This is a genomic window from Variovorax paradoxus, from assembly GCF_022009635.1.
In the GTDB taxonomy this organism is placed as follows: domain Bacteria; phylum Pseudomonadota; class Gammaproteobacteria; order Burkholderiales; family Burkholderiaceae_C; genus Variovorax.
The window spans coordinates 671,190-684,334 of the sequence record NZ_CP091716.1 but is presented as its reverse complement, the minus strand read 5'-3'; the positions used below and the strand labels follow the sequence as shown (position 1 = coordinate 684,334).

Here is a 13,145-nt window from a genome sequence, read left to right as displayed (position 1 = left end):
TCACTCTAACTATCTGAAGGAGCAGCCATGGAAAAGATCATTCTTTATATCGACGACGTCACCTACGCCTGTGAACAGTTCGCCGAACTCGCGCCCGACGCGAACAGCGTCGTGGCGCGCCATTGGGTGCTCGTGGCCTGCGCGCCGCGCATGACGCATCGCATCAGCAAGTGGGTGAGCCACAGCGCACGCGAGAACTGGCGCGCCAAGTGGTTCAGCAAGGTGCAGGCGCAGATGCTGCCGCTGCTCGAGCGCAATGGCGGGCAGGTAACGCCGGTGCTGGCCAAGGGCCCGCTGGCCGAACTGACCGCGCAGCTGAAGCGCGAGCACGGCGCCATGCACGTGGTCGATGCGCGCCGCCCGAAGATCGGCGTCGACCTGGAGCCGGTGACGCCGGAGCAGAAGCCGGCGCACCAGACGGGCTGGGCCTTCCCCGGCGCGGTGATGGGCATGGGCGCACTGCTGGTGCTGGCGAACGAACTGGCCGAGTAACCCGGTCTCGCGTTCTCTTCTTTGACGAGCCCCGGTGCGGCAACGCACCGGGGCTCGTTGTTTTGTTCGGCCCCCCTGGGGTATCCTGCGCCGCATGCGCATCATCATCAAATGGCTGCTCAGCGCCGTCGCGCTGCTGGCGGTGGCTTATCTCTACAGCGGCGTCCAGGTCAACAGCTTCGGCTCAGCGCTGATTGCCGCGGCCGTCATCGGACTGCTCAACATGATCGTGCGGCCCGTGCTGGTGGTGCTGACGCTGCCCGTCACCATCGTCACGCTCGGGTTGTTCCTGTTCGTGATCAACGCGCTGCTGTTCTGGGCCGCCTCGGGGCTGCTCGGCGGCTTCCACGTCAACGGCTTCCTGGCCGCGCTGATCGGCTCGCTGCTGTATTCGCTGCTGGGCCTGCTGATCGAATCCGCGCTGGGCGGGCTGCTGTCCCGGCGCTGAAGCAACAGCCCTGCGCGGGCTACTTCAGCGGCGGCTCGGCGGCCTGCTCTTTCACCAGCACATCCACCGCCCGTGCGCGGGTGTCGATGATCGACGCTTCGTAGTGATCGACCGGCTTGTTGGACTGGCGGATCAACTCCTGCGCCGCCTTGAAGCGGTCCCGCGCGGCCGGATAGTCGAGGATCGCGACATTGGCCTCGGCGTCGGCGCGCACCGCGCGCAGCGTGTCGTTCTCGGCGCCGTAGAGATTCGCCAGCGCGTGCCATGCCGTCGCATCGCGCGGGTTGGCGGCGACCCAGTCGCGCAGCACGGGGATCATCGGTGCCGGCTGGCGCATGGCCGTCGCGGCTTCGGCCGCGAGCATCATCTCGGGACGCTCCTTCGACTTGGCGTCCAGCAGCGCAGCCGCCTTGGCCGGGGCGCCAGCGGCGAGTTCGATCTCGGCACTGAGCCAGCGCGCCTGCTTGGCGGCGGCGAGGTCTTCCGCCGTGCGCGCCACCAATCGCTCGACCAGCGCGCGCGCCGCCTTGTAGTCGCGCAGTTCCTTGGCTGACAGCGCCGCAGCGTAGAGCGTGCCGGCCTGCTGCGCCGGCGAGCTCTTTGCGACCTCGCCGCTGGATGCGGAATCGACCCACAGCCGCAGCACATCGACACCGGGCCGCGTCAGCACGCGGGCGCGCGAGGCGATCATTGCGTGGTCCATGACGAGCGGCAGCGGCGGGGTGGTGTCCATCTTGAACTGGAAGCGGCCCTGCATGTCGGAGATGCGCTCCGTGGTCAGCGGGTGGCTGCGCAGATAGGGGTACGAGCCGTTGTCGTTCAGGCGCGAGGCGTACTGCAGCTTCTCGAACATCGCAGCCGCGCCCTGCGGCGCGAAGCCAGCTTGCGTCATCACGCCGAAGCCGACACGGTCGGCCTCGCGCTCCATGTCGCGCGAGAAGTTCAGCTGGTTCTGCGCGAAGACCGCCTGGCTGCCCATCATCACGGCCTGGCCGGCGTCGCCGCTGCGGCTCTTGCTGGCCGCGATCATCCCGAGGATCAGGCCCGCGATCATCAGCGGCATCTGCTTGCCCTGCTTGCTCATGATGCGCGAGATGTGGCGCTGGGTGACGTGCGAGAGCTCGTGCCCCAGCACCGTCGCCAGCTCGTCCCGGCTGCCGACCGCGGCGACGAGGCCCAGGTTCAGGCCCAGATAGCCGCCCGGCAGCGCGAAGGCGTTGATGTTGCGGTCGCGGCCCAGCAGGATCGTCCAGGCAAAGCGCTCGTCGAGTTCGGGTGTGAGTTCGCCGCGTGCGCGGGCCGCCGCCAGCAGGCGCTGCCAGATGTCCTGCACATAGGCCGCGACCACAGGGTCGTCGATGTAGTCGGTATCGCGATAGAGCTCCCGGGCGATCTGGTCGCCGAGATGGCGTTCGGCACTAGCGGTCATTTCGCCGCCGTCGCCCAGGCCGGGCAGAACCTGCATCTGCGCCAACGCGGGGGCTGGCAGCAGCACCTGGGACGCTATCAGGAAAGTAGCGCAGAACGTCCGCAGGGCGGGCGTGATACGGCGTTTTCTGGAGGGAGTGGGAGTCAAGCGCGGCATTCCTCGTCAGTGGCTCGGGCTCGTATGATGCATCTTCAAAACGAACGTTCACCATGAGCACTCTCACCCATTTTGACGCCCAGGGCCAGGCCCACATGGTCGACGTGGCCGGCAAGGCCTCCACCCACCGCGTGGCCGTGGCCACGGGCCGCATCGAGATGCAGGCTGCGACGCTGGCGCTGATCGAGTCGGGAACGGCCAAGAAAGGCGACGTGCTGGGCATCGCCCGCATCGCGGGGATCCAGGCGGCGAAGAAGACGAGCGACCTGATTCCGCTGTGCCATCCGCTGGCGCTGACGCGTGTGGCGGTGGCGTTTGCGCTCGATGCGGATGCGGGGAGTGCGCCGCGGGTGGTCTGCACGGCGACCGTGGAGACGGTCGGGCCGACGGGGGTGGAGATGGAGGCGCTGGCGGCGGTGCAGGTGGCGCTATTGACGGTCTACGACATGTGCAAGGCGGTGGACCGGGGGATGCGGATTACCGATGTGCATGTGTTGGAGAAGCATGGGGGGAAGTCGGGGAGTTGGGTGGCGGGGTGAGGCACTGATATCCGCCGACTAGCGCCAACATGTCTCCGTCGTACCCGGCCCCCCGGCAGCGATGCCCTTTTTGCCCGTGGCATCCAAAGTAAAGTCACCGCACTTGGGATCCGATTTTGTGCGCTCGGCCTTGAATGCGTAGCCGCCGTCGCTGCGATCGTTGGCCACACTCAAGGTTAGCGTGTAGTAGCCGTTTTGCGATGCCGCACCGTTTGGCAGATTGAGCTTGCTGACAGTATCTGTATAGCTGCCGTTCTGCGCCTTCCACCGCTCCTGGCGCGCGGCCGCGTCGTTGAGCAGGTTTTGCGCCTCCACCCGCCGGGACCGAAGCACATACTCCGTGTATGACGGGTAGGCAATCGCAGCGAGGATGCCGACGATGGCCACGGTGATCATCAGCTCGATCAGGGTGAAGCCCTTTTCAGCATTTCGCACTGGTTTCTCCTTTGAATACATGCCGCTCGCCCGAGACATCAACTGTTCGGCGGCTGCTTGCGCCAGCTCTGGCGGCCGAACTGCAAGCCATGATTGACCCGGCGTTCAGCGTTCGCGCTGGGGTCGAACACGCGTTCCGCGCGAATGGTCTGCTTGCCGGCGCCAGTTTCGGTGCCGTTGACCTGGCCACCGGCCATCGCATCGGCAGCATTGAAGACGCCATCGCCGTTCATGTCGAACACGACATAGTCGGTGCGGCCACCCCCGTTAGGATCGATGCCGTAGATCGTGCCCCCCATGCCCGCCGCACAAGGGTCTTCCGAAGTCCGCACCGACGAGAGGAACAGCCCTCGTCCATACAAAGTCATGTCGTAGATCACCTTCTCGCCGTTGCGCGGCAGGTCCACGACCCAGCCCCATTTTTCGACGTCGCTGTCTCGCTTGCCGGTTGCGTTGGCCTTGTACCAGGTCACCGTATTGTTCGTCAGCGAGAAGTTGCCCGAGCCAGCCTCCAGTTCAGCGAACGACTGGCTTTGGAGGTCGGAGCGCGCCTTTGATGCCGTCGGCAATGGCGTGGGCGCGGTTGCACCGCTGTCGCTATAGCGGTCCCAGACGCCATACACCGTTTGCCGCTGCAGATTGCTCTTGTCGCTGGCCGTCAGCAGGCGGCCGGTGGCGAAGATCACCAGGTCGCCTTTTCCGGTCGGGTGTTTAGTCACGTAGGGCGCCGCGGTGATGGCCTGGCGCTTGCCGTCGGCGTCCTTGGCAGTGAAGAACTTCTGCACCGTCCATGCCGAAATATCGCCACTGCTCATGTCGAAGCGCCACATGTTGCCTGCCAGGTCGCCCGCGTAGGCCACGTCGACCTTGCCGTCGCGGGTGTTGTCCACGGCAGTCACGCGCGACAGGCCATTGCCCAGGGGCAGCGAAGCAGTCAGCTCGGCAGCCGTCATGCCACCGTCCAGGTCGAGGCGGCGCAGTACGCTGCCGTTCGAGATGTCCAGCACGAACAGGCTGGCGCCGCCGCCGCCCGAGCTGTTGTTGCCGCCTTGATACCCACCAGGCACCAGTGCGACCCATTTCCCCTTGCCACCTGCGGGATCGTTGAGACGAGCAATGGTCGGCTGCGGCAGGGAGTTGCCCATGTTGAGATTGGTGCCAGCAACTGTGTCGGCCCCGAACTCCCACAACAGTTGGGGCGAGGCAGGGTTCGTGACGTCCAGCGCGAACACCTGCCTGCCGCCGGCGCCCAGGCTGCCGATCAGCACCTTGTGCCACGCCGAGCCGAAATACACATCGGAGGCTACGGGCGTGCCGTCGACGTAATAGCGATGAGGTGTCCCGTCTTTCTTGCCGTAGTCTGGCGCGGTGAGCGTGTTGAGGTTGTTACGCATCGCCGTGGGGATGAAGGCGAACGACTCGTCTCCTGTATCGGCGCGGAAGGCGTGGAACATGCCATCGTTGGCGCCCACGTAGATCATCTCGGACTTTTCCGCCTGGCCTGTGGCGAAAGCAGCGTAGTTGCTGCCGGTGCCTTCCAGGGTGTCAGCTGCGCCCGCCCGGTAGAGCGCTCCCTTCACGCGCAGCGGCGAGGAGTTGACGATGTCGCCGAGTATGTTGGACTTGCCGCTGGCCAGGCTCTTGCGGACGCGGAACGAGTCGTTCTCGCCACGCAGGAAGCTGATGCGCTGCTCGGCCTTGGAGTCCACCTGGTTGTTCGCGGGATTCTTGTTGAGCGCCGTGAGCCAGGCCGCATCGGCCGTCTGCCCGTTGATGCCGCTGAAGGTGAAAGGCCGCAGTGTCGGCGTGTCGGTGCCGGCAGCGGCGTACAGGATGTTCCGGGTGCTCGCCGTGCGCTTGGACAGCACCTCGGCAGCGCTCCACTTGCGCACATAGCTCAGGCCGGTGGTGCCCGTATCGGTCAGGCTCTCGCGGATCACGTCGCCGACCCAGCCATCGGCTTCGAAGCGGGTGCGGTAGACATCGGCACCCGCGGCGAGCGTACCGCCGGGCACGTCCACCGCCACCGCTGTCACCGAGTTGGTGTTCTGCAGGATGTCGTTGAAGGCCTTGGTCATCTGTGCCTTCAGCGTGGTGGCGTTGGTGACCAGGAAATAGTTGTCCGGATCGCCCACCACCGACGCCGGGTCGCGCCCCGGCATGCCGTACTTGGCGGCGTACCACAGCGGATCCTTCAGGAAGCTGCCCGAAGACGTGGCTGTGCTGGCCGTGAAGGTCCGGCTGGCCGACAGCGGCAGGTTGATGCACTCCGAATCGCTGGATCGACCCACGCAGTAGCCGGGTGCACGGCCGGGAGGGGTGTTTAGTTCGTAATACACGGAGGCGGTGTCCTTGTCCCGCACCTCGAGATACATGCCGTCCTGGGTGGTCCCGGAGATCACGTAACCCATGTGCTGGCCGATGCTGCCCGCGGCGTACTCGGACACCATGTCGACCTTCACGCTGCCGTTCGCCTGCAGGGACACGACATAGCGGGAGATTGCGTCCATGTCGTGATCGGCGCCCTGCTCCACGTCCTCGTAGTTGATGCGGAACTCCGCGTACGGACGCCCTTCGTTGATGCTGGCGTTCGTGTCGGCCGTACCAGTGTTGGCGATGCGGTCCACGTAGTAGTCCACGATCTGATTGGTGGGCGCGAAGCGCGTGGGATCGATGCTGAAGCCGGTCACGGACTTCGCAAAGGGGGAGATCGTCACGAACCGTCCGCCGGACACTGGAAAGCGAATCTCCGGCAGCGGAGAAGCAATGGCGACCGAATAGGTCATCAACCGGTTCTTGCCTTTGGCATTGCCAAAAACCGCATTGTTGGCAGCGAAGCGCGATACGCCGGCAGAGTAGAAACTGCCCTCCTTGCTGGGCTCCTGAGGCGACAGGCCTCGCACCCACGAAAGATCGTCGACCGTCTTCACCGACGGTGCGCCGTTCGCATTGCTCGAGCTCGACTGGCCGATGAAGAAGTTCTTGCCATGGATGCCTTCGGCCGCGCCGATGGCCTGCACCTCGTTGGCGACATTGAAGCCGCCCAGCGCGTCCGCATTGACGGCGATGGACTGGTAGCGGCTGCCCGGCAGCTTCGTGTCGTACGAGGGATTGATGTCGCTGAGGACGGTCATCACGGGGCGCGCGCAATGCTGGTAGCCGCCGCCGCCACTGGCCTTGTCCGCGTAGGGCGAAATCCAGTCGGGCTTGGAGAGATTCAGCGGGCTGGCGCTGTCCTTCGCGCCGCTGCCATAGTTGTACTGGGTGTGCGCACCGGAGGCTCCGCCGAAATAGCGCATCGTCTCGAACATCATCTCGCCCACCGGGTTGCCCCACATCGCGCACATCGACGGGTCGGTCTTGCCGCTGATGGGGCCGTCGGTGATCCAGCCGCAATCGTTGTACTGGCTGCCGTTGAAGCCGATCAGGCGCAGGCGGTCGATGTTGGTCACGACGCCGGCAACGTTGGTCTGGAACACGCCGGTCTGCGGATTGACCTCATCGGCGAAGCTGCTCATGTTGCGCCGCAGGATGCCGCCCGAGATGTTCTTCTGGTACGAGCCCGAGAGCAGGCCGAAGTACATCTTGTTGTTCTCGCCGAAGTCGTGCAGCAAGCCGGTAGGCTTGTAGATGGCCGTGCCACCATTGTTAGGGTAGGACTTGCAACTGGCCTCGCGCAAGGCGGCGTCGGTGCTGGAGCAGGCCTCCACCCGAATCTTGTTGGTCGTGATGGTGCTGGCGGGCCGCGTGATCTTCAACGCAAGTCCCCAGTTGTCGTCGCCTGTTCCCTCGACGTGGCGGAATTTCACAGTCTTCCAGCCTGCCGTCGCGAAGGTGATGTCCTTTGAGTGGCTCTGCAGGCCGTTCTGGCTGCGGTCAGCGCCGTGACCGCCATACCAGCCCCAGGTGGTGCCATCGATGGTGGCCTCCACGGCGTCATCCCCGTCGACCGCGAATGTGTATTTCCCGGCAGCTGGAATATTGATCTCGCCGGCGATCTCGGTCAGGTAGTTGTCGTGAGTGCAGCCGTTGGTGCCGGCAAACGGGTTGTTATTGCCGCCAGTGGTGTCGATCACGCTGATCGAGCTTGAGCCGCACAGGTTGGTGCTGATGCCGTTCGAAGTGAAGAAGGTGATCATCTGCGACGCGCTCGTGGGCGTCGCCGTGCTGTTGTTCGTCTTCTTCCACGTCTTGATGGTCAGGTTCTGGAAAACGGTGGCGGGCAGCATGTCGAATGTCGAGCCTGCATCCGCCGCGCATTGCACCCCGCCCAGGCAAACGTCCTGCCCGGCAGTTCCTTCCTTGGACACCCAGTCCCAGATCTGGAACTTCGAGTCGTTGAGGACTCGCAGTCGAGGAATCGCGTTGTCGTCGCTTTCACCCAGCGTCGTCACGGCAAAGAGATGGCGGGTGCCGCTCGCTGGCTGCGCCAGCGGCGCATAGTCGCTGATGTTGTAGACGGCGCCGTCGCGCACGGGGTCGTAGGCCTTGCCCCAGGCATGGGCATCGCGAGGCACATAGGCCGCCTGCAGAACCGTACTGCTGGTGGTGTCGGTCACGCGCATTCCGCCATAGAGCACCCGGCGGATGGCGTCCATGCGGGACGTGGAGAGGTAGTTCAGAAAGTCGCCGCTCCAGCGCGTTCCGCCGGCACAGATCTTTTTCTTGGCGCCCGTGGCGACTGCGACGGGCGAGAACTTGTTGTTGGCGTATTCGTAGCAGGCGTTGTTGTTGAAGTAGCCGTAGTAGTCGATCTGGTTGGGCTTGTAGCCCACGTCGATCACGCCGTCGCCGTTCAGGTCGGAGGCGTCGTTATAGGCCTCGTAGTAGAGCTTGTGGTCGCGGCCCATCACCAGCATGTTCAGCGGCGGATTGCTCTCGCTCACGAACAGAGGTGTCTGTGCCAGGGCGGTGTCGCCGCCATCCTGCGCAGTCGCAAGATGCTGACCGAGCAGAAGGGCCGCGGCGCCTGCCAGCAAGCCGACCGTATGGAAGAGGCGAAAAGGTGAGCGGTTTGAACTTGTGGAGCGAGCCATCGCAGCCCTCCTCGACTATTTGATGAACAGATTGACCGTGGAGCGAAGGCAGAACGCATCCGGACCGCAGGCTTGCACGGTGTCTTTGGCCGTTGCCTGGGCGTTGAGCTCGTAGAACTCGGTGCAACCGGTGCTTGCTGCTTCGAGCGCCGATGTGGCGCTCGAACCCTTGGGACAGACGGTGGAGATGTAGCGCGGATACCAGTAGCCGTATGGGTTCTCGAAGCCGGCAGCCGAGGCCTTGACGCCGAACGAGGTATTCAGGGAGCCGTCCACACGTGCGTCGGCGACATAGCAGGGCTTCTTGGCGGTGTCGACCGGGCTGGTCGAGCCGTCAGCGCACTTCGAGAGTGATATGCCGTACGCCTGGATGACGCGCTCGCCTTCGCGCAACGCGCCGTCCGCCGTTTCCTGCTGCTTCTGGCTCTCGAGCATGTTGCCGGCGATGCGCGATTCGAGCGTGACGGTGCGCATGCCGACCACGGCCAATACCAGCACCAGCAGCATCATGACCATGGCAACGAACAGCGCTGCGCCGCGCTGGCGCAACTGCGGGGACGAAATCGGAATGTGACGTGCGCTCATGGCATCAGGTTTCTCAGCGTGAGGGAGCCGCTCGCCAGCTGATAGAGCTGACCCTTGCTGGTGTCGCAGCTGGCCTTGGCGCCGCCCACGCTCTCCCAGCGGCCACAGACGGAGGACTCCATGCCTGCGGTGATCTTTTCCGCGGAACTCGCCAAAAGGATGGCGTAGCGCAAGGACCTGATGGCGTCATCGGCCGCGGGCGTGCTCGTCTTGAACTCTTCCACGCGCCGTTCGGCGAACGAGTCGCTGCCCTTGCCGACGCCGAACTCGAAGAACACGCCGCGCACCCCGTCGGCCACCTGCGTGTCGACGGACGGCTTGCCGGCGCGGCACACCAGCTTGCCGTCCAGAAGAAGGTACTTTTCGACGAACATGCCTGCGCCCAGGGCCGGGGCCGACGGCGCCTCGTAAGCCTTCAGGCCGGCGATGCCGGCCGCGGAACCGGCGCAGTCTTTCTCGTTGTCGTCGCGTGCCTGGTAGCGAATGCACAAGGTGTTGGCGTCCACCGCATAGATCGCCTGCCCCACGGCGAATTGGCAACCGTTGGGATGCGCCGCACCGTCGGCGGGAAAGGCCTCGTCCATGGCCTGCGTCGGATCGCGCCGGTAGCCGGCCTTCGTGAATTCGTTGTCCAGGGTGCCGAGCGCGTAGCGGCTGTTGCCGAGGTTCTCGCTCTGGCCGGCGCGGAAGCCGAAGTTACGCAGGCCCTCCACATAGATCGTGCCGGCAATCAGCACGACGACGAGGCCCACGGCCATCGCCACCATGAGCTCCACCAGCGAAATGCCTCGCTCGACAGCCACCAGGGAGCGGCGGCCGGCGCCGCCGCGTGTTCGAAAGCAGGTGCCCGACACGAGTTCAGAGCCTCGAGCGCAATGTGTAGGAGCAATAGTCATTGTCGGATCCATCCAGGCACTGGCCCTTGTTGACCGGCCAGGCCACGGTGATCGAGATCACCCCGCTCGTCGCATCCAGGCCGACGGTAAAGTCTTTGGTGAGAACGTCATCGACCAGGTCGGGCATGAGCTGTTTGGCGCGCGCGCCCCAGCAACCCAGCCGCTTGGCGGGTGTCGCGGCCAGCGGCTTGCAGTCGTCGTCCGTGACGGTCGCCAACGCGGTTCCCTTCGCCTTCGCGTAGCCGCCGAGATCGGTCTTGGGCACGCCATTGCCCTGCAGCAAGGTGAGCGTGTCGCCGCGCATCGTCTCCATCAGCTCGGAGGCCACCATCGAGGCCATCTGGCGGCGCTCGGTGTCGGAGGTGTACTGGATGGCGCGCACATGCATGCCCGCGGCGCCCAGCAGGCCGATGCTCACGAGCAGGACCGCCATGAGTACCTCGATGAGGCTCATGCCCGCTTGCCGGGACGATGATGTGGAGCGAGGGATATTCATGGAAGAAACCGTGACGGAAATGCCGAAACTCATGAGCAGTCTTGCTTGGTTGCCGCGCTTTTCAGCCGCACCAAGCCCGCGCCGGTCACAGTGAGGCACTGCACGCGAGATGCGTTGGTTCCGGAAATTGACACCGAGTACAAGGTGCCGCCACCGGAAGCGGGCCGAGCCTGGCCCGTTGCCTCGAAGATCACTCCGCCAGAAGATCCGGCCTCGACAGTGACCGAATCGGACAGCGTGGCCTCGCGCAGCACCTGCGTACCGGCCTTGGCCTGCCACGTCTGGTCCGTGGCGGTCACGGTGCTTTGCGTGCGCTTGTAGACACCTTCCGCGCGGGCGTACTGGAGCAGGGTCTGCAACTCCTGCGCCGCGGAAGTCACCCGTTGATTGGCGATCATTGCCGTGAACGACGGCATCGCCAGTGCGGCCAAAATGGCCACCAAGACGACGACAACCATCATCTCGATCAGAGTGAAGCCCTCCTGCTCCCGCGATGACAAAGTCAAGTTTTTCATTGAGCGCCGGGAGCTGTCGGCCCTTGTGCCAGATCAAGTTAATAGTGTTTCAGATCGTAATCTTTGGCTTGGAAATTGTTAATGACACTGCGGACCGCTCGCTATCCGGATAACAACCGTTTGTCAGAAAACTCGTGATTGCGCCTTAGTGGCGCTGAATGCGGACCACCTACACAAAGGAATGGTGTGAGTGCAACAGCAGACCTAAGGACCGATCTCGCAAGCATTCCGGGCAACAGCCTCGTCAAAGTCGACCCATCCGTTGCTGGAGTACACCCTTCGAAGGCGCCGCTCCCGGTCGAATCAACTTGGCGTCCTCATCGCTGAAGGCGTCTCTACACCAACGAGGTCGAGCAGAGTCTCGAAGCATGGCGCTGGCATCTTGAGGGTGTGCTCTCGAATCCGAGAGCGCGGAAAGTCGATCGCCTATCCGCTGCCTGTCGTGCACATGATGGCCCACGATCTTGCGTGACCATGCATCCGTCACTAGGCTCAGGTACACGAACCTCCGATTGGTGGGCAGGTACGTGATGTCCGCCACCCACACCTGCTCGCTACCGGTAGGGCGCACCTGACTCGGTCCGTCCTTGAGCAGGTTGGGATGGAGGCAGAATCGGTGGTGGCTGTCGGTGGTCTTGTGATACGCCCGCCTGGGCTGAACCAGCATGTGAGCCTCGCGCAGCACGTCCAGCAACGCGTCGCTCCCCAGGCTCGCGTGCGCCCGCTGCAGCGGCTCCTTGAGCAGGTGGTGCAGCTCGCGCGTGCCCAGCCGGGGTTGGCGCAGGCGCACGCCACGCACAAGCTGAATCACCGTCTCGCAGCGCGCACGGCGCTCCTACTGGCGATGCAGTTGCTGGTAGCAGGCATGGCGGCTGATGCCCCAATAGCGGCAAGCCCTCGCCACGCTCAGCCCCGGGAGGAGGTTTTGCGAGAGGACTTGCCCAAAGGGTTTTTACGACACGCACCCCTTAGTCCTTCTTCAGCACATCGATCACTGCCTCGAACAACCGGGCCTTCTCGTTGGCCTCTTGAGGCTGGACTTCCTAGGCCTTGATCTGCTGCTCGGGGGGCAGCGGCGCCACGGGCGCGGGGAGGATTTTTGGTTGTTACTGGCATGGGACGCCGAGATGATGCCGAACCCCAGCTTTGGCGATCATGCTTGCGCAGCCACAGCAAAACGGTCGAGCACCCCTGGATGCCGTAACGCTCCCGCGCCTGCTTGTAGGTCAGCTCGCCTTTTTCTACCTGATCAACCACCGACAGCTAAAAGCCAGCGTGTAGTCCCGCGTCGTGCGTTTGATGTCTGGTTCCATCGACTCGCCTTTTCCGAGGGAAAAGGTGTCAACCCAGGTCAGACGGGTCAATCCCATGAAAAATGCCCCGCAACAGCGGGGCATTTTGAGTTTGGCGGCTACTGGAGCAGCCTACATCCCCCCAACTAGCCAAATTAGGGTGCGGCTGCAGCAGCTGGGCGGCAGTTTGCGGGGAGATACTTTGCTTGAATGGCGTTTGTCGCGCCGGGACGGCAAGCCCATTGGAACGGTGCGCCAGCAGCAGCAGCAGTGCTCAGATCCACATCGGCAGGCGCAGCTGCGTTAGTCTGGGGAACCAGTTGGAGAGTATTTGCAGTGGCTGGGGCAACTGCGGTGGTATAGGTAATAGTGATAACTCCGCTCGCGGCCGAAGTAATGCTTGCGACATTCTTGTTGTTCTCAAGGTAGGTAATGCCCATAGGCTGGCATGTGGCAGCGCTCGTGCAAGCAGTCATTGCGGGCGGGCCACCAGAACTGAAGGTTTCAGCGACGGCAGTCTTATATGCAGATGCTAGCGTCAGCCCCTCAGTCACCTTGGCGCGGATCGTGTAGTCCTGATAAGCCGGCAGCGCCACAGCAGCCAAGATACCAATGATCGCCACAACGATCATCAATTCAATAAGGGTGAAACCCTTTTGCACATTGCGTGCGATGGAACGACGGTTCATTCACTAACTCCAGGTTGGTTGGTTGTTACGCCCGGGAACCTGCCCGGAGCGGGAGAACTTCCGCAGCATCTGTGCCACCCACCGAACCAACCTTCTGCCGACCGAACGCGTCACCTTTGTTTACGAACGTGTAACAC

The 13,145-nt window shown here is 63.8% G+C and carries 12 protein-coding genes and 1 pseudogene; 3 read left to right on the top strand and 10 right to left on the bottom strand.

Features of this window, described 5'->3' with window-relative positions; translation table 11 throughout:
• The first annotated feature begins 27 nt into the window (after nucleotides 1-27).
• The gene (locus tag L3V85_RS03440; protein WP_237678018.1) at nucleotides 28-492 is read left to right on the top strand and encodes a hypothetical protein; all 465 of its coding nucleotides are present in this window, start codon (nucleotides 28-30) and stop codon (nucleotides 490-492) included.
• A gap of 94 nt (nucleotides 493-586) precedes the next feature.
• The gene (locus L3V85_RS03435; protein WP_237678017.1) at nucleotides 587-940 is read left to right on the top strand and encodes a phage holin family protein; all 354 of its coding nucleotides are present in this window, start codon (nucleotides 587-589) and stop codon (nucleotides 938-940) included.
• A 19-nt stretch (nucleotides 941-959) separates the two neighbouring features.
• On the opposite strand, the gene L3V85_RS03430 is transcribed toward L3V85_RS03435, so the two are convergent.
• On the bottom strand, nucleotides 960-2,525 hold the full coding sequence (locus L3V85_RS03430) for a M48 family metalloprotease (RefSeq protein WP_237678016.1): 1,566 nt from the start codon (nucleotides 2,523-2,525) through the stop codon (nucleotides 960-962).
• Between the two features lie 53 nt (nucleotides 2,526-2,578).
• On the opposite strand from L3V85_RS03430, the gene moaC reads away from it, so the two are divergent.
• Complete coding sequence (gene moaC / locus L3V85_RS03425) at nucleotides 2,579-3,064, top strand: cyclic pyranopterin monophosphate synthase MoaC (protein WP_237678015.1); 486 nt, start codon at nucleotides 2,579-2,581, stop codon at nucleotides 3,062-3,064.
• Nucleotides 3,065-3,082: 18 nt separating this feature from the next.
• Here the strand turns inward: moaC and L3V85_RS03420 are convergent, their stop codons facing one another.
• The 9 genes and pseudogenes from L3V85_RS03420 to L3V85_RS03380 form a co-directional block, all read right to left on the bottom strand.
• The gene (locus L3V85_RS03420) at nucleotides 3,083-3,499 is read right to left on the bottom strand and encodes a type IV pilin protein (RefSeq protein ID WP_272934719.1); all 417 of its coding nucleotides are present in this window, start codon (nucleotides 3,497-3,499) and stop codon (nucleotides 3,083-3,085) included.
• A 38-nt stretch (nucleotides 3,500-3,537) separates the two neighbouring features.
• Complete coding sequence (locus L3V85_RS03415; protein WP_237678013.1) at nucleotides 3,538-8,385, bottom strand: PilC/PilY family type IV pilus protein; 4,848 nt, start codon at nucleotides 8,383-8,385, stop codon at nucleotides 3,538-3,540.
• A 165-nt stretch (nucleotides 8,386-8,550) separates the two neighbouring features.
• Nucleotides 8,551-9,120, bottom strand: coding sequence for a pilus assembly PilX family protein (locus tag L3V85_RS03410; protein ID WP_237678012.1), 570 nt, complete (start codon nucleotides 9,118-9,120; stop codon nucleotides 8,551-8,553).
• Nucleotides 9,117-9,923, bottom strand: a complete 807-nt coding sequence (locus L3V85_RS03405) for a PilW family protein (RefSeq protein WP_237678011.1) — start codon at nucleotides 9,921-9,923, stop codon at nucleotides 9,117-9,119. The genes L3V85_RS03410 and L3V85_RS03405 overlap by 4 nt, the downstream gene beginning before the upstream one ends.
• Before the next feature lie 55 nt (nucleotides 9,924-9,978).
• The gene (gene pilV, locus L3V85_RS03400) at nucleotides 9,979-10,545 is read right to left on the bottom strand and encodes a type IV pilus modification protein PilV (RefSeq protein ID WP_237678010.1); all 567 of its coding nucleotides are present in this window, start codon (nucleotides 10,543-10,545) and stop codon (nucleotides 9,979-9,981) included.
• Complete coding sequence (locus L3V85_RS03395; protein ID WP_237678009.1) at nucleotides 10,542-11,027, bottom strand: GspH/FimT family pseudopilin; 486 nt, start codon at nucleotides 11,025-11,027, stop codon at nucleotides 10,542-10,544. Before L3V85_RS03395 ends, pilV begins: the two co-directional genes overlap by 4 nt.
• A gap of 244 nt (nucleotides 11,028-11,271) precedes the next feature.
• Nucleotides 11,272-11,817, bottom strand: coding sequence for a hypothetical protein (locus L3V85_RS03390; RefSeq protein ID WP_237678008.1), 546 nt, complete (start codon nucleotides 11,815-11,817; stop codon nucleotides 11,272-11,274).
• Between the two features lie 302 nt (nucleotides 11,818-12,119).
• Nucleotides 12,120-12,397: pseudogene (locus L3V85_RS37515) on the bottom strand (hypothetical protein); the annotation flags it as partial.
• A 77-nt stretch (nucleotides 12,398-12,474) separates the two neighbouring features.
• Nucleotides 12,475-13,008 carry a pilin gene (locus L3V85_RS03380; protein ID WP_272934716.1) on the bottom strand — a complete coding sequence of 178 codons (534 nt, stop codon included), beginning with the start codon at nucleotides 13,006-13,008 and terminating at the stop codon, nucleotides 12,475-12,477.
• Nucleotides 13,009-13,145: the final 137 nt, after the last annotated feature.